The sequence below is a fragment of the Spirosoma jeollabukense genome (assembly GCF_054777855.1).
The window spans coordinates 20,525-45,587 of sequence record NZ_BAAHAD010000016.1 but is presented as its reverse complement, the minus strand read 5'-3'; the positions used below and the strand labels follow the sequence as shown (position 1 = coordinate 45,587).

At 50.0% G+C, this 25,063-nt stretch carries 22 protein-coding genes; 15 read left to right on the top strand and 7 right to left on the bottom strand.

Features of this window, described 5'->3' with window-relative positions:
• Window positions 1-3 precede the first annotated feature (3 nt).
• Both ACYVEA_RS31945 and ACYVEA_RS31940 read left to right on the top strand, forming a co-directional pair.
• A complete protein-coding gene (locus ACYVEA_RS31945; protein WP_461117434.1) occupies window positions 4-426 on the top strand; it encodes a FixH family protein in 423 nt (140 codons plus the stop codon).
• The gene (locus ACYVEA_RS31940; protein ID WP_461117433.1) at window positions 423-1,127 is read left to right on the top strand and encodes a sulfite exporter TauE/SafE family protein; all 705 of its coding nucleotides are present in this window, start codon (window positions 423-425) and stop codon (window positions 1,125-1,127) included. The genes ACYVEA_RS31945 and ACYVEA_RS31940 overlap by 4 nt, the downstream gene beginning before the upstream one ends.
• Before the next feature lie 54 nt (window positions 1,128-1,181).
• On the opposite strand, the gene ACYVEA_RS31935 is transcribed toward ACYVEA_RS31940, so the two are convergent.
• Window positions 1,182-1,493: a thioredoxin family protein gene (locus ACYVEA_RS31935; protein WP_461117432.1), complete on the bottom strand. Its 312-nt coding sequence runs from the start codon at window positions 1,491-1,493 to the stop codon at window positions 1,182-1,184.
• Window positions 1,494-1,686: 193 nt separating this feature from the next.
• Between ACYVEA_RS31935 and ACYVEA_RS31930 the strand changes: the two genes are divergently transcribed.
• The 3 genes from ACYVEA_RS31930 to ACYVEA_RS31920 all read left to right on the top strand — a co-directional run bounded on the left by ACYVEA_RS31930 (window position 1,687) and on the right by ACYVEA_RS31920 (window position 4,825).
• On the top strand, window positions 1,687-3,291 hold the full coding sequence (locus tag ACYVEA_RS31930; RefSeq protein WP_461117431.1) for a sensor histidine kinase: 1,605 nt from the start codon (window positions 1,687-1,689) through the stop codon (window positions 3,289-3,291).
• Window positions 3,269-4,312, top strand: coding sequence for a response regulator (locus tag ACYVEA_RS31925; RefSeq protein ID WP_461117430.1), 1,044 nt, complete (start codon window positions 3,269-3,271; stop codon window positions 4,310-4,312). Before ACYVEA_RS31930 ends, ACYVEA_RS31925 begins: the two co-directional genes overlap by 23 nt.
• Before the next feature lie 108 nt (window positions 4,313-4,420).
• Window positions 4,421-4,825 (top strand): hypothetical protein, encoded by a 405-nt coding sequence (locus ACYVEA_RS31920; RefSeq protein ID WP_461117429.1) that lies wholly within the window; start codon window positions 4,421-4,423, stop codon window positions 4,823-4,825.
• A gap of 167 nt (window positions 4,826-4,992) precedes the next feature.
• Here the strand turns inward: ACYVEA_RS31920 and ACYVEA_RS31915 are convergent, their stop codons facing one another.
• Both ACYVEA_RS31915 and ACYVEA_RS31910 read right to left on the bottom strand, forming a co-directional pair.
• Window positions 4,993-5,229: a hypothetical protein gene (locus ACYVEA_RS31915; protein WP_461117428.1), complete on the bottom strand. Its 237-nt coding sequence runs from the start codon at window positions 5,227-5,229 to the stop codon at window positions 4,993-4,995.
• 121 nt (window positions 5,230-5,350) lie between these two features.
• Entirely contained in the window at window positions 5,351-6,391 is a 1,041-nt protein-coding gene (locus ACYVEA_RS31910) for a metallophosphoesterase (protein ID WP_461117427.1), read from the bottom strand.
• A 254-nt stretch (window positions 6,392-6,645) separates the two neighbouring features.
• Here ACYVEA_RS31910 and ACYVEA_RS31905 point away from each other — a divergent pair, with 254 nt between their 5' ends.
• Together ACYVEA_RS31905 and ACYVEA_RS31900 are read left to right on the top strand one after the other, a co-directional pair.
• Window positions 6,646-9,756, top strand: coding sequence for a SusC/RagA family TonB-linked outer membrane protein (locus ACYVEA_RS31905; RefSeq protein WP_461117426.1), 3,111 nt, complete (start codon window positions 6,646-6,648; stop codon window positions 9,754-9,756).
• 23 nt (window positions 9,757-9,779) lie between these two features.
• On the top strand, window positions 9,780-11,321 hold the full coding sequence (locus ACYVEA_RS31900) for a RagB/SusD family nutrient uptake outer membrane protein (protein WP_461117425.1): 1,542 nt from the start codon (window positions 9,780-9,782) through the stop codon (window positions 11,319-11,321).
• Window positions 11,322-11,411: 90 nt separating this feature from the next.
• On the opposite strand, the gene ACYVEA_RS31895 is transcribed toward ACYVEA_RS31900, so the two are convergent.
• Window positions 11,412-12,239 carry a ceramidase domain-containing protein gene (locus ACYVEA_RS31895; protein WP_461117424.1) on the bottom strand — a complete coding sequence of 276 codons (828 nt, stop codon included), beginning with the start codon at window positions 12,237-12,239 and terminating at the stop codon, window positions 11,412-11,414.
• Between the two features lie 102 nt (window positions 12,240-12,341).
• Window positions 12,342-13,052, bottom strand: a complete 711-nt coding sequence (locus ACYVEA_RS31890; RefSeq protein ID WP_461117423.1) for a DUF92 domain-containing protein — start codon at window positions 13,050-13,052, stop codon at window positions 12,342-12,344.
• An 846-nt stretch (window positions 13,053-13,898) separates the two neighbouring features.
• Here ACYVEA_RS31890 and ACYVEA_RS31885 point away from each other — a divergent pair.
• Together ACYVEA_RS31885 and ACYVEA_RS31880 are read left to right on the top strand one after the other, a co-directional pair.
• A complete protein-coding gene (locus tag ACYVEA_RS31885; RefSeq protein WP_461117422.1) occupies window positions 13,899-16,400 on the top strand; it encodes an RICIN domain-containing protein in 2,502 nt (833 codons plus the stop codon).
• Between the two features lie 25 nt (window positions 16,401-16,425).
• On the top strand, window positions 16,426-18,660 hold the full coding sequence (locus ACYVEA_RS31880) for a hypothetical protein (RefSeq protein ID WP_461117421.1): 2,235 nt from the start codon (window positions 16,426-16,428) through the stop codon (window positions 18,658-18,660).
• Window positions 18,661-19,123: 463 nt separating this feature from the next.
• Here ACYVEA_RS31880 and tpx read toward each other — a convergent pair whose 3' ends face one another.
• Window positions 19,124-19,765 (bottom strand): thiol peroxidase, encoded by a 642-nt coding sequence (gene tpx, locus ACYVEA_RS31875; protein WP_461117420.1) that lies wholly within the window; start codon window positions 19,763-19,765, stop codon window positions 19,124-19,126.
• Between the two features lie 47 nt (window positions 19,766-19,812).
• The gene (locus ACYVEA_RS31870; RefSeq protein WP_461117419.1) at window positions 19,813-20,070 is read right to left on the bottom strand and encodes a hypothetical protein; all 258 of its coding nucleotides are present in this window, start codon (window positions 20,068-20,070) and stop codon (window positions 19,813-19,815) included.
• Window positions 20,071-20,132: 62 nt separating this feature from the next.
• Between ACYVEA_RS31870 and ACYVEA_RS31865 the strand changes: the two genes are divergently transcribed.
• From ACYVEA_RS31865 to ACYVEA_RS31840, 6 genes are all read left to right on the top strand, one after another.
• Window positions 20,133-20,708: a Crp/Fnr family transcriptional regulator gene (locus ACYVEA_RS31865; protein WP_461117418.1), complete on the top strand. Its 576-nt coding sequence runs from the start codon at window positions 20,133-20,135 to the stop codon at window positions 20,706-20,708.
• Between the two features lie 65 nt (window positions 20,709-20,773).
• Entirely contained in the window at window positions 20,774-21,190 is a 417-nt protein-coding gene (locus ACYVEA_RS31860; protein ID WP_461117417.1) for a DUF4267 domain-containing protein, read from the top strand.
• A 69-nt stretch (window positions 21,191-21,259) separates the two neighbouring features.
• Complete coding sequence (locus ACYVEA_RS31855; protein ID WP_461117416.1) at window positions 21,260-21,757, top strand: cupin domain-containing protein; 498 nt, start codon at window positions 21,260-21,262, stop codon at window positions 21,755-21,757.
• A 353-nt stretch (window positions 21,758-22,110) separates the two neighbouring features.
• Entirely contained in the window at window positions 22,111-22,329 is a 219-nt protein-coding gene (locus ACYVEA_RS31850) for a hypothetical protein (protein ID WP_461117415.1), read from the top strand.
• Between the two features lie 232 nt (window positions 22,330-22,561).
• The gene (locus ACYVEA_RS31845; protein WP_461117414.1) at window positions 22,562-23,359 is read left to right on the top strand and encodes an alpha/beta fold hydrolase; all 798 of its coding nucleotides are present in this window, start codon (window positions 22,562-22,564) and stop codon (window positions 23,357-23,359) included.
• Between the two features lie 112 nt (window positions 23,360-23,471).
• The gene (locus ACYVEA_RS31840) at window positions 23,472-25,043 is read left to right on the top strand and encodes a sensor histidine kinase (RefSeq protein WP_461117413.1); all 1,572 of its coding nucleotides are present in this window, start codon (window positions 23,472-23,474) and stop codon (window positions 25,041-25,043) included.
• Window positions 25,044-25,063: the final 20 nt, after the last annotated feature.

Sequence of the window (25,063 nt, the reverse complement as noted above, 5' to 3'; positions counted from 1 at the left end):
AGTATGAACTGGGGAAAATCAATTGTACTCGTGTTTATCCTGTTTGCCGGGTTCATCGGCACTATGGTCTTTTTAATGACTCGGCAACACATCGATCTGGTACGTGATGATTACTACCAGGACGAAATCGCCTATCAGCAGCACATCGACCGGCTGGCCCGCACGGCTCGTTTGCCTCAGGCACCTTCGCTACGTATTGATTCTGTCCGGCAAGAACTTGACCTGCGCATGCCCGTTGGCTGGCAGCAGGGCACGCTGACGTTCTACCGCCCGTCCAACCGCCAGGAGGATCAACGGATTATCCTTTCACCGGGCCAACAACGCGTTTCGACAGCCAGGCTAGGCAAAGGACTCTGGCGGGCCCAGCTCAACTGGTCAGCGGGCGGGCAGTCGTATTTTCATGAGCAAACCTTTACCAAATTATGAGTCTCGGCTGGATCGCTGCTGCCCTGACAACGGGGCTTGTTGGCAGTCTGCATTGCGTAGGTATGTGCGGGCCGCTGGCCATGGCCTTACCCATCGGTCGATTGCCGTCCAGCCAACGCTGGCTGGCCATAGGCGTGTATCATCTGGCTCGCCTGACCGCCTACGCCGGGTTGGGGCTCGCCATTGGCAGTGTAGGGCAGGGGTTGTTATTGATCGGATTGCAGCGTCCACTGTCGATTGGGGCTGGGTTATTTTTACTCATTTGGGTACTACTGATCCGGGGCCGGTTTAGTGGCTTGACTACCGGAAATTCAGTACGTTGGGTCGTAGGGCCGATGTCCAGTTTTTTACAGAAGCCTTCATGGCGGGCTTTTGGCGCCCTAGGATTTCTCAACGGCCTGTTGCCCTGCGGCTTTGTCTACGTCGCTATGGCGGGCGCCGTCGTTACAGGAAGTGCCCTGCATAGTGGGTTGTATATGCTGCTGTTCGGGATTGGTACCGTACCAGCGTTGTTGGCCGTTCGGCTCGTTCCAACGCTGTTTCCTGTGAACTCACGTCAGCGGTTTGTGAAACTGATGCCGCTGCTTACGATCGTAGTAGGCCTTTTGCTCGTGCTTCGTGGCGTATATCAACCACCGCATACGGGTCGATCGGACCAACCTATTCCCCTTTGTCACGGGACAACAGGGGTGCTAAAGTAAGGCCAGTGATTTCTACAAAATGGGTTTTACCTGCTGATAGACAACGGGTTTTAGTCAGCTATTGAGTAGCTGTTGGGACAATTGCGTAAGCATTTCTTCGTTGGGTGTACCTACCTGCCGCCACAATTCGACACCCTGCTGCACCAGCACAAAAGCGGGAGTTGCGGTAATGTCAAAACTGCGTACTACGTCGGGATGATTAGCTTCATCGATGCGCAGTACCCGAACGCGACTGCCCAACTGTTGTTGCAGCGAGTTTGCCAGGGCAACTATCGATGTCCGGCGCTGACGATCCAGCGGCATAAAGATCAATAACACAGCCGACTTGGCGGGGATCAGGATCGGGTAGGAATAGTCGGGCATCATGACAGGTGGCCTACGGTACGTAATTAGTTGCTGAGAATTAGTAATTATGGTTGTAAAAATGGGGATTTGATAATTCAAACAACCTGACGTTCGTCATGTAGGCCCCTGATAGTTGGTTCGTTACTGAAGGTTATGGTGTAAATTGCCGGTAAAAATCGCTTCCTGATTCTTCACTTTGCCCGTTACTTACTTTATGCTCACCAGCCTGTCTACTAATGTGTTGATGAATCTGATGTTTGAACAGGATACCGATTTCCTGGGGATATACGATACGCAACAGGATAAGTACATCCGCATCAATCGGGCCGGTGTTCGGATGATGGGGTATGCCGACGAACAGCAATTGCTTGACTTGACGAGTCCTATTTTTCGTAGCCAGCCGTTGGCTAGCGACGATCGAACCCAGACGATTGCTCAACTGATTCAGGCGGGTCATCACGATGGAGAAATGGAACTCATTCAATCCGGTGGCGATACGTTCTGGGGACGTTTGACCATTACGACCATAGAAGCCAGTCCACTGTCGTTGATACGTATCACCAACCTGGAGCGGCTGCACCGGACCGAACGCGAACTGGCCCACAGCGTTCGTCGCTATGAGGCCATTTTCTCCAACGCGACCATAGGCATTATTGTCTGCGACCAGCACGGCCGTATCCTGTCGACCAATCAGCTGGCCGATCAGTTGTTTGGCTATGCGACCGGTGAATTGGTGTCGATGGTTATTGAACAACTGGTTCCGGCGGGTATAAGTCATTACCACGAAAAACTTCGCCATTCGTTCAACGCGAACCCGCAGGTACGGGCCATGGGACACAACCGGGATCTACACGCGCAACGGAAAGATGGCTCGATATTTCCGGTTGAAATCAGCTTAAGTTATTTTCGACTTGAAGAAGTGCTGCACGTGGTCGCTTATATTATCGACATTACCTTCAAGAAAGAAGCTGAACGGGAACTGCTGGCCCGCAATGAGCATATTGAACGGCTCAACGCGGACCTGGAACAGAAAGTGGCCGATCGCACCCATGCCCTGATGAACACCCTCGATCAGTTGGAACGCTCCAAGGATGAACTGTCGAAGGCATTGGCCGCCGAGCGCGAACTGGGCGAGTTGAAGTCCCGCTTCGTGTCGATGGCCTCGCATGAATTTCGTACCCCATTGACAGCCGTACAAACGTCGGCTACGCTGATTGAAAAATACCCCGGCGGTGATCAGCAGGACAAACGCCAGAAACACATCAACCGTATCCGTTCGTCGGTGAAGCAATTGAACGATATTCTGGAAGAGTTTCTATCGGTGGGCCGGCTGGAAGAGGGAAAAATCGAGTCTCATCCGCTAATGGTCGATGTGACTCAGCTGGTTGAGGACGTTGTGGCAGATATGAACGGGGCGCTCAAGGCAGCTCAATCCATTCAAATCCGAATGGATTGCCCGGAACCGGCCTGGCTCGACCCGTCCCTCTTGCGTAAAGTGCTGATCAACCTGCTCTCAAACGCCGTAAAATATTCCGGGCCTGGCTCGACCGTGACCGTGACGGGGATGTGTGCGAATGACCAGTTGGTGCTATCCGTTCAGGATCAGGGCATAGGTATCTCGAAAGAAGATAAGGAACATTTGTTTGATCGATTCTTTAGAGCGCATAACGTAGCAAACATTCCCGGCACGGGCCTGGGGCTGCATATCGTTTCCCGCTACATCGACTTGATGGGAGGAACCCTGACCCTTCAAAGTGAACTCAATCAGGGAACAACTGTAACTATAACCCTACCTTATGAAAACCATCCTCTTGATTGAAGATAACGACGAGATCCGGGATAACACGGCCGAGATACTGGAACTAACCGGCTACACCGTTCTGACGGCCGAAAATGGCAAAATCGGTGTTGAAAAAGCCCTGGAAACGCGTCCTGATCTGGTTATCTGCGATATTATGATGCCCGTGCTGGATGGATACGGGGTGTTGCACATATTCAACAAAAATCCGCAGCTGGCAGGCATTCCTTTTATCTTCCTGACGGCGAAAACCGAACGTACTGATTTTCGAAAAGGTATGGAACTGGGGGCTGATGACTATCTGACCAAACCCTTCGACGAAAGTGAACTGTTAAGCGCCATTGAAGGCCGACTCAACCGATTTCAGCATTTAAAGCCGGACTATGATTTGCAGCGTGATGGCTTAAATCAGTTTCTGTCTGATGCCAGGCAGGTTGGCAATTTGGCGAGTTTATCGGTTGACCGGAAGACGCATCTGGTTCATAAAAAACAATTTATCTATACGGAAGGTGATGAACCAACGCGGCTGTATTTTCTGGTATCCGGCAAAGTCAAGACCGTTCGGGCCAACGCAGACGGAAAAGAGTTGATAACGGGGTTGTATAATGCCGGTGAGTTTTTCGGCTACCTCGCCCTGCTGGAAAATGCTACGTATACGGACTCGGCTATATCGCTGGAAGCGTCTGAACTGATTTATATTCCAAACGAAGATTTCAAACAATTGCTGCTGGCCAATAAGGACGTAGGTCAGCAGTTTATTAAGCTCCTGGCTGGCCACGTAAGCGAACGCGAAGAGCAATTGGTTGGAATGGCCTACAACTCACTACGTCGGCGGGTAGCCGATGCGCTCCTGCGTTTGCATGAGCAGCAAACACACGGACTGATTCAGCTCACGCGCGATGATCTGGCGGCTGTTGTGGGTACGGCGACCGAGTCGTTGATCCGTACCCTGAGTGAGTTCAAACAGGATGGCCTCATTGATATTAGTGGGTCTGGCATAAAGGTAGTGCAGCCAGATAAATTGCGCCGGTCTCGCTGGTAACTAACGAGAGAATACTGACAACGATCAGGTTGGAAGCTAAGCTGGCTCATCTGTCTGGACAGATGAGCCAGCTATTTTTGAGCCTTTATGTAACGCCAGACGATTTCCATGAAAACGGCCTTTTATTCCACAGACTGCTCAGTTGATTCCGCTCTAGCCCTACGTTCGTGGCTGACCACTACTCCTGAAAAAGCGATTCACCTGACGGTTGTCCATGCGTACGACATCGAAGCAGGCACTTCGCTCAACAAGGAAGCTTGTCGAGCTGCCAAACAACAGGCGAAAGCGCGGCTGAATCACTGGCTGGAGATGCTTAATCAATCGTGGGTGGGCGAAGTTAAACCCGAAACACTGCTGGCCTCGCGCGAGTTGGCCATAACGATGCATTTGCTGCTACGTTCGTATGACATTCTGTTGCTCGATGAACAGGTTGTTTCGGAAACGGTTCTAAATCAGACGAAGGCAACGCGCTGTCGGATAGGACATTACGAAATGTCTGGGCAAACGGCGTAAGGTTATGCTGGGGTGGGTAATTTATCAGATGCCGACGTCTGGAAATGCCAGCGGGTTTCGATTTATGAGTAGTCACCACTTAGGCGGCCAAATTCGCCAGTGAATGAGTAGCTGGTGAATGTGCTTGTAGCTCCGCTTCGGTTTCTGCAATACGTAGTACGACACGACTATTTATCTTGCCCGCCGAGGGCTAATTTATTATCCTGAATGTCTACGGCGGCCACCCGCATACCCATGGCTTTGGCATACTGAACGGCCAGATGCCCCAATCCGCCAATGCCTGAAATAACCACCCACTGACCAGGCTTGACCTCGTTCTCCTTCAACCCTTTATAGACCGTAACGCCCGCGCACAGCATGGGGGCCGCTTCCTCAAATGCGAGTAAATCCGGTAGAACGCCCACATAATTGGGATAGGCGGAGGCAGTAGTTAGGGATATGACCAGAGTCAGGAGTCCGGTCAATCCTGGTCAGGCAAGTGTCTTGATTTTATCCCTACCATACGCCATCAGCGTATACAGCCACTCACTGGAACAGAGGAATCGTGAACTGACTATCTCCATCCGTCTCTTCTTCGTTGCCATATGGCGAAAAAGTTTTTACGCTGAGCTCATTTTTTTTGATGTTGAACCTGTACAGGCGCATCAACCCATGGCCCCCGTTAGGTCGGCTCTGGTAATCATTGAGAAACGTCTTGATGGTGTGTCCATCATAGACGTCCGTGCGGTAGCCCTCCCCATTATCGCCAATGTGCCCACAAAGCATCATAAATACGTTAGGATTGCCCTTTAAGCTTTCGTAGACGGCTTTCCCTTCAGCATTGAAAGGAGCCTGGGGCGTATTCGTTCCTTTCACCGGATTGAAGTGAATCAGCGAATGGCTCACGACAATTGCCTTGCGGGATGCGTATTGACTTAATATCGTGTTCGCCCAGGCATACAAATTAGTACGGTCTTCATTATGAGCGTCAAACTCCAGGTACAACACGATAAAATCGAGGCCACCCGCCGAGAACAGATCATAATGGCTGTCATTCGAAGTCCCGTAGTGTCCCCCATAATACGGTCTGCCCTCAAAATGGTTGATGCCAAAGTAGCGGTTATAAAAATTGGTCGTTCCCGTAACGGCATGCCCCGCGGGAAACTGGTCGTGATTCCCGATCGCCAGCCCGTAGGGAATGCTTACCGGGTTTTCGAGCTTGTAAAGCGCCGTCTTGGCTAAGTACCATTCGGAGCGGGCGGTAACCGGATTGTCTCCGTGTTCGGTGATGTCCCCCATATGGGCGACGTACGCAATGTTTTCTTTGGCCTGATTTTTCTGTATCCAGTCAATCTGCGCGGTGAACATATCAACGCTACCACCCAGTTGCGCCTGGGCTACGTAATACTGGGTGTCTGGAATGATAGCCAGTGAGAAGTCACCGGATTTAACGATGGCAGGCGGTCCAGGGGTGTTGCGTACCGGTTCGTCGGTAGCTACGGTTTGACCAACGCCTACCGTTGGCATTGCCAGTACAGCGCCACCCAGGAATGAGGCAACCAGGCATCGGGAGAAAAAACAGGACATAGACAAGTGATTAATATAATGATCGCAAAGATAGCGATACACTATTAACTCAATATTAAATACAACTGTCTCACTGTCAGTAGTGTATAAATTACAAATCAACTAATGTTAATAGATTATTATTTGCCTATGGGCATGTTCTTATAAACTTAATATTAGCTCCATACTAGCTATAAACTGGGTTCCGAACTTTGCTCCGTCAAAAACTGGCCTTCGCGAAGGTCGTGTAGCCGCCAATTCGTCCATTAGCTTGTATGCTCAACTTTTGCTCATTTTTACCCGGTAAAAAACAGTTCCTCGTCGTCATTTTACTGATAAGTGTGTTTTGCCAGGTACGCGCTCAGCAACCTACCGGCGTCATCCGGGGCTTAGTATCCGATAATACCGGCCCGCTGCCGGGGGCTACCGTAGTAATCGTTGGCACCCAGACGGGAGCCGTGGCCAATGCCGACGGCCGATACCGGTTGACCGTGGCCCCCGGTCGTTATACGGTGGCAGCCACGTTCGTAGGCTACGCCCGGAAAGAGGTAAAAAATGTTAATGTTACGGCCAATAGCGAACAGGTCGTGGATGTACAGTTGGGAGCCGGTGAAGGCAATTCGTTGCAGGAGGTAACCGTGAGCTACGGTCGGCAGCGCCGTCGGGAAATTACCGGCTCAGTGGCTACGCTGGATGCTTCGCTGCTTGAAGATATGCCGGTTCAACAGTTTGCCCAGCAACTCCAGGGGAAAATTGCCGGTGTTTCGGTGCAGCAAAGCAGTGGACAGCCGGGTCGGGGCACCGATTTTCGGATTCGCGGGGCGGCTTCCTTTTATTCGGATAACCAGCCGCTGTTCGTGGTCGATGGTATGCCGATAACGGGTAGTATCAATAACATCAATCCCAACGAAATCGAGAGCTACAGCGTGCTGAAAGATGCCGCAGCCACCGCTCTTTATGGCTCACGGGCGGCTAACGGGGTGGTACTCATTACGACTAAACATGCCAAGGCGGGCGACGCCAGGATTCAGTTTAACGCCAGCTATGGCGTGCAGAAACTACCCGATAATCGGGCACCGAAGGTCATGAACGCCCAGCAGTATGCTACGTTCATGAACGAGCGCTATCAGGATATCCGGAAATATGAGAATCCAGCCACCGCCACACCAGCCGAATATGAAAATCCGGCGCAATACGGGGAAGGCACCAACTGGTATAAGCTGCTGACTCGAACGGCTCCCATTCAGAATTACGACCTGACCGTGCAGTCGGCCACGGAGAAGTCGTCCTCCACGGCGCTCTTCGGCTATCAGGAGCAGCAAGGAGTGCTGATCAATACGGGCACCCGGTTGTTTAGTGGTCGGTTGAACAAGGATCTGACCATCGCGGGTGGACGGATCAAATTAGGCTTCGGCCTGGCTCCCAGCTACCGCATCGACCATAATAACCGGTTAGCGACGGACGGCGTGGGTGGCTTATTCGAGCGCATTTTTGAAGCCAGTCCCCTGAAATCACCCTATAATGCTGATGGTAGCTACAACCGCGATACGTATTCGCCGGGCATGGTCGCGTACATTAACCCGCTGGCCCAGTTCAACCTGACGAATGACGATTATAAAACGACCCGTATTCTGGGAAATGCCTTTCTGACCTATGAAGTAATGAAAGGGTTGCAGTTTAAATTCAATACCGGGATTGATAAAGGCAATGAAATACGCCACTATTACCAGTCCGGGATCGTCAGTTCAACAGTGAATAATCCTAACGGCACCAGCAGCGCCACAGATAACGGTTCCTATACGGCCGAAGGGTATCTTGATTACACCCTGACTATTAAAACGGATCATCACCTGAACCTGCTGGCGGGCTATTCTGCCCAGAAGTTTACCCAGGAAAGCAACACACTCTCTGGGCTGGGTTTTCCCAACGATGACATTACGTACCTGACGGCCGCCACCAGCGTGACAGGCAGCAGCAACTACACGGCCTATGCGCTGTTATCGACGCTGGTGCGGCTGAACTACAATTACCAGGGACGCTACCTGCTCCAGGGCGCCTTTCGGCGCGATGGTTCCTCCCGGTTCGGTACCAGCCGTCAGTATGGGAATTTTCCGTCCGTTTCGGCGGGTTGGATTGTCAGCGACGAGGCCTTTATGAAGCGCTTTAAGGGGATTAATTTATTGAAACTACGAGCGAGCTACGGCATTACGGGAAACAACTTTTTTGGTAATTACGTCGCCCAGTCGACAACGTCCAATTACTATTACAACTTTAACAACGTTATCACGCAGGGGACCACCATTGGCAACCTGGGTAACCCGAATCTGCGCTGGGAGCGGAGCCGCCAGTTCGACCTGGGCCTCGACCTGACGCTGCTCAACAACCGGATTAACCTGACCTACGATTACTATTTCAAGAATACGGACGGGCTCATTCAGAGTCGGCCCCTGCCCACCTCGTCGGGGTTCACGTCTATTCTGGATAACGTGGGAGCCCTCGCCTTCTGGGGTCACGAGATAACCCTCAACACGGTGAACATCAACCGGCCGGATTTCCGCTGGAACAGCAATTTCAACATATCGTTCGACCGTAACCTGATCAACGCGCTGGTCGATCCTGGCTATATCCGCCGGAACAATACCGTAAGTTCCGATTATTTCCGCAATCAGGTTGGTCATCACCTGGGCGAGTTTTACGGGTTTGTCTTTCAGGGGCTGTACAAGGATGCAGCCGACCTGGACCAGTCGGCTAAATACCAGGCGACGGCCACTGCCCCCAACGGTCTGTCGGACATTGGCACCATCAAAGTCAAGGATATCAACGGCGACGGGGTTATTGATGACGTTAACGACCGGACATTCATCGGCAATCCGACGCCTACCTTTACGGGTGGTTTCAGCAATAACCTGACCTATAAAAAATTCGACCTGAGCATCAGCACCGCTTTCTCGGTAGGCGGTCAACTGCTGAATGCGGCCAAGTGGGCCTACCAGACCAATCTGGATGGGTCGCGCGTACCGCTGGCCGCTGCCGCTGACCGTTGGCGATCAATTGACAATCCGGGTTCGGGTGTTTACCCACGCACGAAAACCGGCACTACCGGCCTGGGACGTAGCGTTAATTCGCAGTGGCTGGAAAATGCCTCCTATTTTACCCTCAAGAACATTGCGCTGGGGTATACGTTTGGCCTCAGCGACCGCTCGGCGCTGAAAGGGTTGCGGGTATATGCTTCCGTTCAGCAGGCGTTTGTCTTAACCGGCTACAGCGGCATGAACCCCGAAATCAACTTTGCCGGCCAGGACGCGACGCTGGGCTTGAAGGTCGACGAGAACGCCTATCCCATTCCCAGAACCTTTGCCGTCGGCCTTTCGGCAACCTTTCGTTAATAGTTTCTTACCCCACGCTCAGCATGAAGAAGACCAAATTATACGCCCTGGCAATCGGCCTGACGCTTTCCGCCTGCCAGCAAGATTATCTGAATTTAGCCCCCAAAGCCGCCTATACCGATGATACGTATTTTCAGACGGACGCCCAGTTCAGGCAGGCAGTGACGGCCGCTTACGCTCCGCTGCTCGATCTGATGAACAATGATTTCTATTTGTCCGAAATGCGCTCGGACAACACGTTCTATCAGTCAGTACTGTCTAACCGGGGTACGGCTTTCGTGTTCCGGGAAAACATTTCAGATTTCAAGGACGGAGCGACCAACTCATATACGGCGGCTGAATGGCAGTATCTGTACCAGATTATTTCCCGGGCTAATCTGGCCATTGGCCGACTGAAGACGGCTAGTGGGCTTTCGGCCGCTTCTCTATCCAGTTACGATGGACAATGCAAGTTTCTTCGGGCCTTTGCCTATTTCAAATTAGTCCGGCTGTTTGGCGGAGTACCGCTGTTTATTGATGAAGTAAAGGACGCCAATGGTGCGTTTTTGCCCCGCGCTACGCCGAATCAGGTCTATCAGCAGATCATTGCGGATGCCAACGATGCCGTCCGGGAGCTGAACGCGCCAGCCAAATTTCCACAAACCGGCGAGGCCACTAAAGGGGCGGCCACGGTGCTGCTGGCGGATGTGCTGGTTACGTTGCAGCGCTGGGCCGAAGCCGAAACGCTGCTGGCCACCCTGCCCGGCATGGGCTACGGCCTGAACGCAGACTATGCCAGCGTCTTTTTGCCAACCAACAAAAACAGCAAAGAGTCACTTTTTGAGGTGCAGTATCTGGATGGGACCACGACGGGCACCACGCCGAATACCCTATCGTTCAATTTCCTGCCCCGCAGTACCAACACTACGTTGCTAACGGGCGTTGCCATCAATAACAGCGGGGCGGGTGGGGTTAACACACCCACATCGGACCTAATCAGCGCCTATGAATCAACCGACAAACGATTAGACGCTTCTATCGGGATTACCGAAGGTACCTATAATGCCAGTAATTTATTTACCTACTCAGCCGTCAAAAGCCTCGTGGGCTACACAGCCTCAGCAACTGGCCGGGTGGCGGTTCCATACATAAAAAAATACCTGCATGCTCCCCTGTCGGCGCTGACCGGTTCGGCTGACAATTTCCCGATTTACCGGTACGCCGAGGCTCTGCTGCTCCTGGCCGAAGCGCAGAACGAACAGGGCAAATCTCCATTGGTTGCCCTGAACGCTGTGCGGAGCCGGGCAGGTTTACCCAACGCCCAGGCCGCTGATCAGGCTACGATGCGCCAGGTCATACTGCACGAACGACGGGTGGAACTGGCGTTTGAAAATAAGCGATGGTACGATCTAGTCCGTAGCGGCACGGCGGTGGCCACGCTGAATGCGTTCGGGGCAAAAATCAAAGCGCAGGCCAACTACCTACCGACGGATGGCCGCATTGTCACTCCCTTTCGATTGCTGTTCCCCATACCAGCTGCCGAAGTTGGCCTCAACCCACTACTAACGCAGAATCCAAGCTATTAACTGATTTATTCCACAGAAATAACCTGACAAATCAGGTAAATTAAACCCTCTTTACGCCAACAGTTTTTATCGGAAGTGCTTCAACAAAGGTTAGATTCGTGTTTTTGTAAAGCGAAAAAACGAGTAGCTGCAAAAACTACTTAACCCCGTCAGCACATGCCAGAGGGCATGCCCCTGGAAGATGGAATACGGATCACAGCCTACTTTCTGTACGTCCAGCGTCCGTATTTTTATGGCCGCCCCAATCAGTACTATACTCAGCCCGATCAGCCACAACGAACGCTCTTTCCGGAACTGGACGTAGTTAATAATCATCAATCCGTTCAATCCTAAAATCAACACTGGCACCAGGCGGGAGCTGGGTATTAACAACGCAATCTTGAAAAATGCGCCAATAAGAATCAGTAACGCCAGCACCCAAATGGTTTTTTGAGCAGGTGTCCACCGCAACCGGTGGCCAATGTGATAAAGCGCAATGCCCACCAGCGTCAGCATAATGCTGTAGGTCGCATTCATATCTACCCGCTGGCCCAGATACGTGAGCGACGCGTGGAAAAAAGCACTTCCAACGCCCAGATACACAAAACACCCACCCAGCAAGGCCGAAAGCATCGGAAAATTGGCCAGTCGGTTCAGCCCCAGCTTCCCGCGCTGTGTATGATCTGCCCAGGCAATCTGGAGGAGGAGAACTCCCAAAAAGAAGTACGCCAGGTTGGAATAGGTATTGATGGGTTGATGAAAGAAGCGATGAACATGGTTGAACTCGCAATACTCAACTGTCACAGCCGATTGGCTGATTGGCAGGCCCGCCCAGGCGGTTCCGTCAAGCCAGGTATCCAGGCCCACCCAAAGTAAAAGCATCCCGATCGTCAGATACGCGGAGCGAAGCAACTGTTTGTAAAGAATGGGTTGTGCCATACGAATACTAAGCCCGCAGGGGCATGTCCTTACTGATCTGATACCCGATACCACTACGTTAGATAGAGTTACCGGCATTCGATGAGCTGATAGATTCTCCGGTTACCAGGTTGGAAATAGCAGGACCACCAGTGCCGCTACCAATGTATTGAGGAAATTTACCGCGTCATTCTTCAGATACCCCCTCCGCTCCAGAGTGGCACCCAGCACGGAGTCAACCAGATTGCCGATTGTGCCAGCCACCAGAATCCACAGGACTGACCAGCCCCCGCCAAAGCTAACAGCATAGATACCCACAATCAGGCAACTCCCCAGAAAACCCAGTAGTGTTCCCTCCAGGCTAATTACTCCGTCCAGCCCCCTGGTATCGGTACGTCCGGTGAGGACGTTGTAAAAATGTCGTCCATAGACATTGCCTAATTCCGACGCACAGGTGTCGGCAGTGGCGGATGCGAAACTGGCGGTAAGCATCAGCTGAAACAGATTCGCCTGAGCCGGATAGAACCAGGCTAATAAACCTGTTATGCCAGCTACCCCGGCATTGGCTACCACCTGGGAAGCGGTTCGTCGTCCCTTGTTCGGCTCGGCTAATCCGGCGGCTATCTTAGCGGGTAGTTGCCAACTGGTCGCCAGTGAGCCAACAATAAAAAAAGTGCCCAGCATCACCAGACCCGGTAGGCCAGCGCCCAGAAAGATGGCAAAACCCAGCACCCCCCCGGTTAGCGCGCCCGTTACGTTGAGTTTACCCGATTTTACACTGAGGACCATGCCCACCAGCAGACAACTTACGACGATCCAATAGGAGAGGTGCATACCGGGTTTGAGAAATTACGATTGTAAGGTCGAGTATATAATTCTGTCAATTATAGCGCTTCGTTAACTGCATGGCCTGAGTCGCCTGGAATAAACGAAACGCATGTTTAAATGCCCATCCGCTCGAAACCAGCGAGAGATCGTTGGTGATCATGATCTAATTGCTCGTGTTGATAGCCTCTTTCAATGAAATCAAAATGTAGCTAATAACCGGTTGCGTCAGGAGTCTCTCCTCAAGATGTTACAAACCCGCTACAGGCTGACCTGTGTAGACACTAGTCAGTGTATAGTTTGTCTGAACGTCACCCCGTATAAAAATAGGCGATTCTCCGCACAATTTTCCATAATGGTTTATGCTTTCATTTGGGTGCACAGGCATAAAAGCCCCGGTATGTGCCATTCGTGGGTTGAATAGGTAACGAGTAATTGGCTTCATTGACGGTTAGTACGCCTTTAAACTACGTGTAGGCTCCTGTTCGGCAGTTGTAGCTGGTGGTTGAATTTATAACCTACTCTTCATACGTACCATCCGCATGAAAATCGAAAACCAGTGCCTGCTTATAAGCATTACCAGCATAGGTACCGGTGTCATTCCAGAAGTTGGTGGGCGAGAACGTGCCATGCGACCACTTGCCGACTAATTCAGCCGGAATTTTAGGGGGTGATGCCGAGGAATCAAGGGTAAGATGGGCGGTAGGGTCAATTTTTTTGTTTGCAAATTTTAATAAAAATATATATAGATGATACCGATTAATATATATGTATATTTTAAGTAATTATATGTGGTTATAATAGTACTTATGGGTGGTAATAGGAATTGGTCCTATTGGTTACTCATTAATCACTATGAAAAAATCTATCTTCTTTATCACCAGCCACAGCTGGTTGTTATTGCTGTTGGCAACAACCTTTTTAAGTATGGGCGAATTTCCTGCTTCTAAAGCCCCGAGCCCGCCTATGAGTAAGGTCAACAAACAAAAGCCTCGCTACTCAGAAGACCGACAACGCCCAGCTTCAAATGATCCGATTGGCTTTAAGCTCCACGCCAATAAAAATAAGCTAAAGGTTGGTGAGCTCGTTGAAATAACGGTTACGGCCCGTTACCTGAGCTTACATCCCAGTATGCTCTTTACATTTGACGGAGCGAATGCTTTCCGCCTGAAGGTTATTGTTCCAGAAGAATTTGTCATCACGGGTGGGACCTATCATGATTATATCGGCGATCAGCTTTCGGCCGATCACCCGGTGGCAACGTATACCATTCAGGGGTATTTCACAAAAATACCGGCTCAACCCCTCTTTCGATTGCTCCGAGGTACAGGCCAGGCCGATCCGCAAAGCTTATTTGCCGACAAAGGGGAGCTTCGACTTCAACTACTACCCGCGGAGAAGTCAGCTGCTCGAATCGGAGGAGGGGATTACAGAAGCAGTTTTGATTACGCCAACTGTAGTTCTATTGGCGGCTGGATTCTCGATTACAGTAGTACACAGGAATCGATCAGTGTCGATATCTACCTTAATGGCACAATGGTAGCGACCGTACTCGCGAATACCATCCGCCAGGACGTAGCCAATGCGTTTGGCATCAACGGCTACAACCAATATGGATTCAACTGGAACATTCCAAGCCAGTATAAAACAGGAGCACCCATCACCGTTTCGGTCAAGGCCGCTGGCTCGACCTACCAATTGGCCTCCAGTCCCCGAACGACCGAGACCTGTGCCGGATCGTCCAGTTGCACGTTCACCCCGACGGCCAGCGTAAGCAATGCCAGTCCCGGCTGTGGCAGCACGGTGACCTTAAATGCCACTTGTGCAGGCGCCGACTGTAGTGGAGTTAGTTATACCTGGACCGGTAATGGACTAAACGCAATGGGCTCCTCCGTGACAACGACCGTTCCTGCCACCAACGGCAACTACACCTACACGGTAACGGCCGCCAAGGCCGGTTGTACGAATCAGACGGCCACAACAACCGTTACTGTGAGTAACTGTGGCACGGGTGGCGATTACCGCAGTAATCTCGATTATGCGAACTGTGAGGGCGTTGGCGGATGGGTCTTTGATAATAACAGTACACACCAATCGCTTAGTGTCGATATCTACCTCAATGGCACAAAGGCAGCGACCGTACTCGCGAACACCACCCGCCAGGACGTAGCCAATGCCTATGGTATTAGTGGTTATAACCAATATGGATTCAACTGGCCTCTACCGGCTCAATACAAAACAGGAGCACCCATCACCGTTTCGGTCAAGGCTGCTGGCTCGACCTACGAACTGATCGCTAGTCCCCGAACGACCGAGACCTGTGCCGGATCGCCCGGTTGCACGTTCACCCCGACGGCCAGCGTGAGCAATGCCAGTCCCGGCTGTGGCGGCACGGTGACCTTAAATGCCACTTGTGCAGGCGCCGACTGTAGTGGAGTTAGTTATACCTGGACCGGTAATGGACTAAACGCAACGGGCTCCTCCGTGACAACGACCGTTCCTGCCACCAACGGTAACTACACCTACACGGTAACGGCCGCCAAGGCCGGTTGTACGCCTGCGACTAGTTCGGTGAGCATTGGTGTCACTTGCAGTGCCCCAACCTCCTTATCGGTGGGCTGCTATACCATCAAATCCCAGAAAACAGGCCAGCCTCTGCAAGCGATGGCAGATGGGTCGATCAAGCAGCAGGCGAGCAATGGCCAGCCCAACCAGGTATGGCAAGTTGACGATGCTGGAAATAGCCAGTTCAAATTCACACCCCGGAGTAGCACCGGTCAGGTTATAAAGGTCAATGATGGGACGGCTAGTGGTGAACAACTCTCACTAGGCGCTTATTCTGGAGATGATCGGCAAAAATGGTTTGTCCAGAAAGACGTGGCCAGTGGAGCGTACCGGGTGTATCGCAGCAACGGGATTACCTGGGATCAGAACAATTATGGCAACAATCCAGAGATTCAGCTCTATGGAACGACCGCTGAATCGGCCGTTGATTTCCGCCTGTTTCGTTTTGATGCCACGACTTGTAACAATACATCGGCCTGTGATTTCACCATTTCGGCCAGTCCGGTTAGTGCCACCTGCGGCCAATCCATTCAGGTAATGGCCGTCTGCAATGGTACTGGAGTCAGTTGTGAGAATGTTAGCTACAACTGGCTCATCAATGGCAACACGGTTAGTGGACAGAGCGCTACGTTCAATGCTCCAACTGGAAATGGAAGCACCAACTATACCGTCACGGCGACCAAAGCCGGTTGCGCCAGTAAAACGGCGGTGGCCACCGTAACGGTTAGCAACTGCCCCCAATCTTCAGGGTACGTGCCCGATGGCGCGGAGATTATCGTAAATCAGTATTAATCAGATCTATTTTCCATCTCTGACAATGAAACGTTCTCAATCGATCAATATAGTTTCTGCCTGCCTGCTGGGGCTGCTGCTACCTGGGCTTTATGCGGCTCAAGCGCAAACACGTTATAAACCCGTCAAAAAGGTTACTGGTAGTACAACCGATTTCAAAGCCATGCAGCGGGATCTAACGACTTACCCCTTGACGAGCGCTGGAAATACGGCCTTTAACTCAGCCGTTGCGGCCAATAGTTTACCCGTCGTCGATCGACCGATTGCCGGTGCTGTCGTGGGCAAATACAGCTATGATTTCGCCCTGTCGGGCAGCGATTACAATGGCCATCCATTTGTGACTACAACTGCTCCCGTGCTGGTGGATGCGCCCCGGTCGGCTCCGCGTCCGCTGGGAAACTATTTTCCCCTCGATCCTCAGACAGCTCAGAATACCGTCTTGCTACGAAGGTTACCCACCACAACGGTGCCGTCCAGCAAAATTGTAGTTTATGCCGGGCCTAACTTCACCAATACAGACGACCGCAGTGCCATCCTCACGCGGGGCTTCAACGCCGTAGCGGAGAATGTCCAGGATCGAACCACGATAACGGGTACCCGGGGCAACTACCTGATCCAGGGAAATGGGTACCGGGCTATTGGCGGAAGCCTGGCAAATAATTTTGGTATTAGCATGTCAACTGAGGCCCGAAATGCATTACGAGACTATGCGGATCATGGATACTATATAAATAATGCCGAAGCAGGTTTATTATTTGGCCAAGCCGTCTGGAATGACAAGAAAGGACCCGATTGGAGTACAAACAGCAATGGAGCCTTTGCCTTCTCACCTGATTTTGAGGATTTAACATCGGCAGGTGGCTATGATGAAGCGCAATGGAGAAATATGGTTGGTTATATGATGGCGGGTGTTAAATCTCAGGCAAATGCAGATGGTAAACCTACGCCCTGGTTTTTACCCTACGACTGGGGAACCTTAACCAACTATTCGTTACAAACACGTAGCCGGGATCAAGGGACAAGTCCTTACACGGAGTTGCCCTCGCCGATTGCCTACGATCCAGAGCCGGGGGTACCGTTCTACTTTTCGTATGCGGCTATTGGGGGTGCTTTTGGGGGGGGGACTAAATTAGCACCAATCGGGGCAAACAACCCATTAGCTCAATATGCGAAGGCAAACCCCTCTGCTGCGGGATCCGTCGAATACATGCGCAATACATGGGATGATCAAACTTTTTTTAAGAAAAATGGCAATGGTCAGCCGTTAACGCGTACGGTCTCTGGTAGTTCCGTTCCACTACTGGTCTATCGGGATGATGCACGAACAGCAACCATCTATGGTCAATCGACGGACATTTTGGGACTGGGTCAGTATGGTGGTTCGGAAGCGACCAACTTTATCTATCTGACCTATGAACGAATTCAACAGGCTATTACGGATCTGTATTTCCGGGCGGGGGGCAAGCATTTACCGATGTCAACCGATCGGCAGGCTGGTTGGGAAAATCTGAAATTGGAGCAATGGTTCCGGTTTGATACCGAGTTTAAAAATGAAGAGCAAGCGGTTGGACCACATGGCGATTTGAACAGTCGTCCCCTGAACCCGGATTTTGTCGAAGGGGATGCCATCGCCCATTATTTGCTTCGGGATGTCCTGCGCACTTGGGGAGCCTCCGAACCTACCTTAACACAGGGTCAACTCGGAACCACATCCTTAGGGAATGGAGTCGGTGGCAAGGGAAGCGTAGAAACGTTTAGTAAAGCCATTGAGCGTGCCAGTCAGTTAAACTTTCTTACTGATACCCCGTGGCGGTTGGTGTGCCCTCGTTATCTGATTCGAAATCAAGCTGAAGGCTGGTCATGGTACGATCCGAATGAGGCTTTTGAGAAGAAACCAATTGTATTTGGAGGAATCGTACCCAGCTATGGCAGCAAATCATACCTTTGGATGTACTGGCGCTATCCCATGCAGGACGTCGATCAATCGACGGAGATGGTCTGTTGGGTTGATAAAGGCAGTGGTCCGGTTACAGGCGCCTATCGGCTCGTCCTGAGAGGTCGCAAAACGGGTCTTGATTATTGGGAAGTACCCGCTGCCGTAGCAACGGCCGAACCCCAGCATATCAAGTTTCAGTTTACAGACCTAACCGGCGTGAAACAAACCTGGACGGGTGATTATCGCATACCGGTTCAGTACACCAATCATCCTACTCCTCCAACCCCTGTCTCCATCACGGGGGATATCTATAAAGAAAACTAATCGTTGAATAACCCCAAACAGATCGAAGCCATCGGAAGTGAATTTTTCGATGGCTTCGATCTGTCCATTAACTAATTCAAGATGTTGGGCTGCAAAATAGACTGCTAGAGCGGGTGACCATGCTGAGTAGTTGGGCCAAGACCGAAAACATCCGCTTGGCTATCGACTCCTGTCGGTTGCCCGTTTGTAAGAACATTTCTGAAACTGCGCCTTTGAGGTTGATAAGCACTTACACGCTCCTTACTGGTAGTGCCAATTGACAGTTGCAAGGTGCGGGTCTACTGATGGCTAAAATGGCCGGAGGTGTATGTCATCCCGTGAAATCATCGCTATACTGCCTTAACTCGACGGTAGTGTTGATTTATGAGACGGTGAATAGCCTATTCATCAATCAGTAATTTTTTGCATTCAACCGTATTGAGCCATTACCCGTTTTTACTAACCACTTAACTCAGTCTGGACCCTACTTGATGACAGCAATGGCGGCAGCGTAATCAGGCTCCTGACCTATTTCCGGTACTTGCTGTTCATAGATGATTTTACCTTCGGGATTCACTACAATTACCGCCCGACTTAACAGACCTTTCATGGGTCCGTCGGCAATTTGCACCCCATAAGAATTGCCAAAATCAGTTCTGAAATCAGAAAGCATCACTACATTTTTAATGCCTTCCGCACCACAAAAGGCTTTTTGAGCAAAAGGCAGATCTTTGGAAATACAGAGCACGGTTGTGTTTTTTAGTCCAGCTGCATCCTCATTAAATTTTCGTACCGATTTGGAACAAACTCCTGTGTTCACACTTGGAAAAATATTCATGATCACATATTTGCCCTTATAATCGGCTAACGTCTTATCCGTAAGATCAACCCCGGTCAATGTGAAATCTTTGACTGGAGTTCCCACCGCGGGTAGTTTACCGACGGTATGAATTGGTTTACCGCCTAACGTAACGGCCGTACCTGTCGTTTGCCCTAGCGAAATACCTGTCATGAATATGGCGACAAGGCCCAAAAAAAAGAATTTGTAGCTGTATATCGTGTTATTGATAGGAGTCATAAGCTGTATTAAATTGATGATGATTCCACAAATGTGCAAAGAAATCATTCATGAAAATCAATCATGCCAACCGATAAAAATCTTAAACGCCCGATTCAGACTTTTTCAGTACAAAATAGTAGAGATTGGTAGTTGATCACGTAACTTTTTATCGTTGCCTGTTCATCATTCTCGGCAAAAGATGCCATACGCCTTCTAGGGTTTTTCGCTGGTGTTGGCAGGCCGTGGTCTGTTGGTGGCTCAAAAGTCAATGGCGTTGAAGCGGGAATAGCCGGTTCATTTTTGTTTCTGACGGGGGAGTATAATCGGTCGTAGTGACGATTCTGCTGACACTGTTGATCGGGCTGCTGCATGTGGTGTTCGTTCCTAGTTTGCCAGACCAACTACTTAAATTAAACATAAACTATACTGCCTGATGGAATTCCTAATCGACAGGATCAGCCAAATCATCAGCCTATCGGAGGATGAAGCGCAATTGATAAAACAGCTATTTACCGAAAAGAGGATCAAAAAGGGGGAGCATTTTTTGCTTGAAGGGCAGATATGCCAGTCTGTGGCCATGATCAGCGCCGGATTGGTTCGGTACTATATCAATGAGGATGGCGATGAGGGCACCTATTATTTTAGCAGGGAGGGCGATTTTGTCTGTGATTATGAAAGCTTCCTCCCTCAGGCACCATCCAGTAAAAATATTCAGGCCCTGGAAGACACGTCACTTTATGTGGTAAGCTATGAGGGGCTGCAACAAATTTATCAGGGCGTGAAGCAGGGTGAGCGCCTTGGTCGACTGGGTATCGAACAGGTTTTCGTCACTGTCCTCCAGCAGTTATCCTCCTTTTACAAAGATTCGCCTGAGGTGCGCTATCAACGCTTCCTGCACACATTTTCAGTGATCAGTCAGCGGGTGTCCCAGTATTACATTGCTTCGTATGTCGGCATTAAACCGCAATCGCTATCCCGAATCCGGAAACGAGAAACCCGGCACCATTAATTAACCTGGGTGAATGAATAAAAAATGTAGCCGGGGGACATTTGCTTAACAAATCAGATAAGCAGATGAAAACACAACCAATCAATTTCTGGGGACCACGTTCGGTCTCGTACTGGCTCACGGCGCTGGCTGCGGTGGGCATCATTTTCCTGGGTTTGCGGTTTATGGTGGCTCCTGCCGCTGGCGCCGAAGGGTTTGGCATTCCGCTTGCGCCTACTAAAGAGGCAATGGCGTATGGTTGGGTCAAAGGCATCCGGGATATATTTTCGGGCCTGGTAGTGCTCCTGTTCCTGATCCCACGGAAGCCCCAGGCAACAGCTTTCGCCTTCGGGGCAGCCATCATTATTCCCGTATCCGATTGCCTTACTGTTTTGGCCGTCAACGGTGTACAGGATGTGACGCATTTACTGATCCACGGGGGTACGGCTATCTATATGATGATCACCACCTTCTTTTTATTCAGAGCAGAACCTAAAAAGTAAACGTTAAAGCCCGGTAGTAGCGATTTAATAGGCCATTCCTAGAGTTTCGTTAGCCAAAAATTTATCCGTATGGACACTAAAAATTATCCGTTAACCCGCGGACCTAAAGAGGGAAAGAATGTTTCCGTAGTGGGTGCTACGTATCGAATCCTGGTAGCTGGGGAAGACACTAATGGCGCTTTTGCCACGATTGATATGCTCATACCCCCCGGTGGCGGTCCCGGACCTCATGCGCATGCTGGTTTCGCTGAAACATTTTATGTCATCGATGGTGAAGTGGAGGTCAAATCAGAGGCCGGTAGCTATATTGCTGAGAAGGGATCCTTTATAACTGTCCCCACAGGCGGTATTGTCCATTGTTTCAAAAATAACACGGGTGAAATGGCTCACCTTCTTTGTACCGTCGTTCCCGCTGGCCTGGAGAAATTTTTTGAAGAGGTTGGCCAACCGGTTGCTTATGGGGAGTTCAAACCCAATCCAGCGATGGATAAAGAGTATGTCAAAAAGCTACAGGAAACCGCGGCCCGTTATGGGCAACAAATATTTCCTCCAGACTACTTCGACTAAGCCCTATCCCCACGATAGGGCTTTTTTTACTGTTTTAACTCAACTGTACTGTAAACCTGGACCATCTTAATGAATGTTTGTTGAATCAAATCAGCATTAAAATTAAACACGTAGACAGGCATAAATTTATCAGAACTTGGTCGCATCAACCGTTCGAATAGCGGCTGGAGTCCAGAACGTTTGCTTATTGAAGTAGCTCCTAACGTGAACCTAGTCGCCAAAGCCAAGCGCGTAGTCAATCTCGGCTACGGTCCAACCAGTACGTTTAAGCAGGGTGCTGGCTCCCCGAATGATTCGCTGGTGGGTTACTCCCAGGTTATTCTGCCTATTCCATCTTTTAACACTTTGCGGAGGTGGTTTATGTGTACGGCCAAACGCTTAGCATGGTCATTTGGGTGAGTTGGTTTAGCCCTTATCTCAGCGATTCGATCGGAAATTGCCATTCCAGAAAAAGCGGAAATACGTTCCGGGGCACTTCAACACGGATTGGGTTAGATGAATTGGCGCCCCGCGACTTTCAGTTACTGCCCGTTGACCCACCAGGCATCATCGGTACAGAGGAGGGGCAGTGAAACGTTCTAAAACCATGAGTCAATTCGCTAAAGCCCGCGGAATGATTCGTCGATTCTAACCTATTGGTGGTTGCTAAAACTTACACAAAAACAAGAGCAGATAGCCACAAACCAAGGAGATTAGCGCCATAAAGTTTATATCAATATTTTAAGAGCCTACTTTACGGATATACCTGTTAAATTTACTTATAATTACCATTATTTGTTGAAAGTAACAATATTGACTTTATTCATGTCTGTAGCAGCTAGAAACAATGTGCAATTACTGGGCAATCTTTTGTCGGAGAAGACAATTGTATGTGCGCATGGATTTGGTACCGACCAGCGTGCCTGGCTTGACGTCGTCGCGGCTTTTACAGACGAGTATAAAGTAGTTTTGTTCGATTATGTGGGCGCTAATGATAAAACAGTTCCCTACTTTACGAGCTGGAAATATAAACACCTGCATGCTTATGCAAGCGATATCTTAGACATTATTGAAGAGCTTGGCCTACAGAATGTTACGTTCATTGGGCACTCGGCAGGCGGTATGAGTGGAGCATTGGCTGCCATTGCGGAGCCAGAGTGGTTTTCCCAACTCGTTTTACTAAATGCGTCACCGTGTTATGTCAACCAGGATGGGTACATTGGAGGATTTAGTACGACAATATTAAACGAGCTTTTTGCCCAAATGGAAACTAACTTCCATGCCTGGGCTAGTGGCTTTGCGCCAATGATTATGGCCAATCCGGATCGTCCACATTTAGCTAACTCCTTTTCCAGTACGCTGTCGGCCATGCGACCAGATGTCGCATTAGCTATTGCAAAAGTTATTTTTTATTCGGATCATCGGGTAGATATAGGGCGGCTATCTCATCCAACGCTATTGATTCAGGCACAGGAAGATGTCGCTGTTCCACACGAAGTTGGCTATTTTCTGGAGAAGCACATCCCCAATTCGACGCTGATATTCTTGGATACTGAAGGGCATTTACCCCACATCAGTGATGCCAGTAAGGTAATTAGCGCCATAAAACCATTCCTCAAGTAAGTGTATGCCAGTTTCTATTGACAGCACAGGTTTTTTAAGGCTGGCCACTTTTTACTAATCCCGGAACCAATCAATAACCTGCTATCGATTCCTAGCTTATACTTCACCTGGCATGATTGACTTTAACCGTCTTGAGAAACGATTTCGGGTTATTGAAGAGACTGAAATTGGGCCAAACTTGCTGGAGGCCTATGCATCCGAACTACTTCTCTTTCTAGGCGCTGAGGTTTGCTATCTGATACAGGAACGGGAAGAGTGGACAGCCACGGTACTGCATTCTACCCGTCCTGACCTGGCGTCAGCTCATATCAATCCAGATCAATTTAACGACTTGACCCGATCGGCATCGTTCTTTTTTGAGCCAAATTTTGTCCCTCGCCGGTCATTGAAAGCATTATTAGGTGATTACTCTTCGGTCGCTGGCCTTCGTCTAAGCAATTATACGTTCAAAGGCTGGATTGTAGTAGGGTGGCCCAGGCTACCGGCCTTTTCCAGGGAGGAGGTTGAGAATATCCTCTATAGATTTGGTGATAAAGTATTAATCTGTACCCTGTCATTTCAGCAAATTGCGTTAGACCAGCAGTATAGGTTCCTGTTTGGTGTGGTTCCACAGGCCATTGTTCTGCTTAACGAAGCGGAAGACATAAATTGGATCAATCAGTCGGCTCTTGAGCTAATGAACCTGGAACCCGGTAATCTTCGCCCGTCATCGGCCAGTTTAGCTGCAGGGATGCTCCAGCTCCGAAATCGAGCGCTGAATAAGGACGCCATTGACCAAACCGCTTCAGAGTTGATTAATAATTCATCCTTCGTCACCAAAGAGTGGATTTGGACCTTTCCAGAAAAGGTGTTGTCCGTGTTTACAAAACCTATTTTTTCCCCATATTTCAAGGGCCGAATCTGGCTGTTCAATGACGTAACAGAACTATATCGTAAACATCAGCAGCTTTCGGATGCCAACCAGGAAATTGAAAATCTTATCAGTGTAATTGCCCATGATTTAAAGTCGCCTTTATCTACAATCAGCTTCATTTTTAGCTTCCTGCCTATGATTGGCTCACTGAATGATGAGCAAAATGAAAGTATCGAACATGGACAGAAAACGATTAAACGGGGCCTTAATCTGATTGATGGTATCGTTTATTTCAACAGCCTGGCTACCTCGGATCAAGCCCTGGAAATGGAAGATATCGAGCTGGATCGCCTGATTGACACGGTTGTCGATAGCTTTTCGGCGCAGGCTTATCAGAAAGAAATCTCACTTCATATTGAACGGACCCATCCACCGCTCATCCTCCACTCAGATCCTAAATCACTGGTTCGTATTCTCGATAATTTAATCAGCAATGCGCTAAAGTTTTCGCCGTTTGGCCGACGTGTGTATGTGCACACCGAATTAGTTAACCATCAACTGACGATGGCCATCAAAGACGAAGGTCCTGGGATATCTCCCGACGACCAGGTCAAACTTTTCAAGCGTTTCCAACGATTATCGGCTCAGCCTACTAACAACGAAGGCTCGTCGGGCCTAGGGCTGTCTATTGTGAAATCACTAACTGAAAAACTGGGCGCTTCGATCGAAGTCGAAAGTGTCATGCATGTAGGTACTACTTTTCGGGTAGTCTTCCCCGCCGAGTTTGTTCGCCTGGGTCATCAGGAAAAAGTGGGACGTGAGTTACTGTAAGTTTACAGTGTCCTCAAGCA

What these genes read in the sequence shown, in the direction of transcription:
- ACYVEA_RS31945 (WP_461117434.1), top strand. Translation starts at nt 4, where the DNA reads ATGAACTGGGGAAAATCAATTGTACTCGTGTTTATCCTGTTTGCCGGG.
- ACYVEA_RS31940 (WP_461117433.1), top strand. Translation starts at nt 423, where the DNA reads ATGAGTCTCGGCTGGATCGCTGCTGCCCTGACAACGGGGCTTGTTGGC.
- ACYVEA_RS31935 (WP_461117432.1), bottom strand. Translation starts at nt 1,493, where the DNA reads ATGATGCCCGACTATTCCTACCCGATCCTGATCCCCGCCAAGTCGGCT.
- ACYVEA_RS31930 (WP_461117431.1), top strand. Translation starts at nt 1,687, where the DNA reads ATGCTCACCAGCCTGTCTACTAATGTGTTGATGAATCTGATGTTTGAA.
- ACYVEA_RS31925 (WP_461117430.1), top strand. Translation starts at nt 3,269, where the DNA reads ATGAAAACCATCCTCTTGATTGAAGATAACGACGAGATCCGGGATAAC.
- ACYVEA_RS31920 (WP_461117429.1), top strand. Translation starts at nt 4,421, where the DNA reads ATGAAAACGGCCTTTTATTCCACAGACTGCTCAGTTGATTCCGCTCTA.
- ACYVEA_RS31910 (WP_461117427.1), bottom strand. Translation starts at nt 6,391, where the DNA reads ATGTCCTGTTTTTTCTCCCGATGCCTGGTTGCCTCATTCCTGGGTGGC.
- ACYVEA_RS31905 (WP_461117426.1), top strand. Translation starts at nt 6,646, where the DNA reads ATGCTCAACTTTTGCTCATTTTTACCCGGTAAAAAACAGTTCCTCGTC.
- ACYVEA_RS31900 (WP_461117425.1), top strand. Translation starts at nt 9,780, where the DNA reads ATGAAGAAGACCAAATTATACGCCCTGGCAATCGGCCTGACGCTTTCC.
- ACYVEA_RS31895 (WP_461117424.1), bottom strand. Translation starts at nt 12,239, where the DNA reads ATGGCACAACCCATTCTTTACAAACAGTTGCTTCGCTCCGCGTATCTG.
- ACYVEA_RS31890 (WP_461117423.1), bottom strand. Translation starts at nt 13,052, where the DNA reads ATGCACCTCTCCTATTGGATCGTCGTAAGTTGTCTGCTGGTGGGCATG.
- ACYVEA_RS31885 (WP_461117422.1), top strand. Translation starts at nt 13,899, where the DNA reads ATGAAAAAATCTATCTTCTTTATCACCAGCCACAGCTGGTTGTTATTG.
- ACYVEA_RS31880 (WP_461117421.1), top strand. Translation starts at nt 16,426, where the DNA reads ATGAAACGTTCTCAATCGATCAATATAGTTTCTGCCTGCCTGCTGGGG.
- tpx (WP_461117420.1), bottom strand. Translation starts at nt 19,765, where the DNA reads ATGATTTCTTTGCACATTTGTGGAATCATCATCAATTTAATACAGCTT.
- ACYVEA_RS31870 (WP_461117419.1), bottom strand. Translation starts at nt 20,070, where the DNA reads ATGCAGCAGCCCGATCAACAGTGTCAGCAGAATCGTCACTACGACCGA.
- ACYVEA_RS31865 (WP_461117418.1), top strand. Translation starts at nt 20,133, where the DNA reads ATGGAATTCCTAATCGACAGGATCAGCCAAATCATCAGCCTATCGGAG.
- ACYVEA_RS31860 (WP_461117417.1), top strand. Translation starts at nt 20,774, where the DNA reads ATGAAAACACAACCAATCAATTTCTGGGGACCACGTTCGGTCTCGTAC.
- ACYVEA_RS31855 (WP_461117416.1), top strand. Translation starts at nt 21,260, where the DNA reads ATGGACACTAAAAATTATCCGTTAACCCGCGGACCTAAAGAGGGAAAG.
- ACYVEA_RS31845 (WP_461117414.1), top strand. Translation starts at nt 22,562, where the DNA reads ATGTCTGTAGCAGCTAGAAACAATGTGCAATTACTGGGCAATCTTTTG.
- ACYVEA_RS31840 (WP_461117413.1), top strand. Translation starts at nt 23,472, where the DNA reads ATGATTGACTTTAACCGTCTTGAGAAACGATTTCGGGTTATTGAAGAG.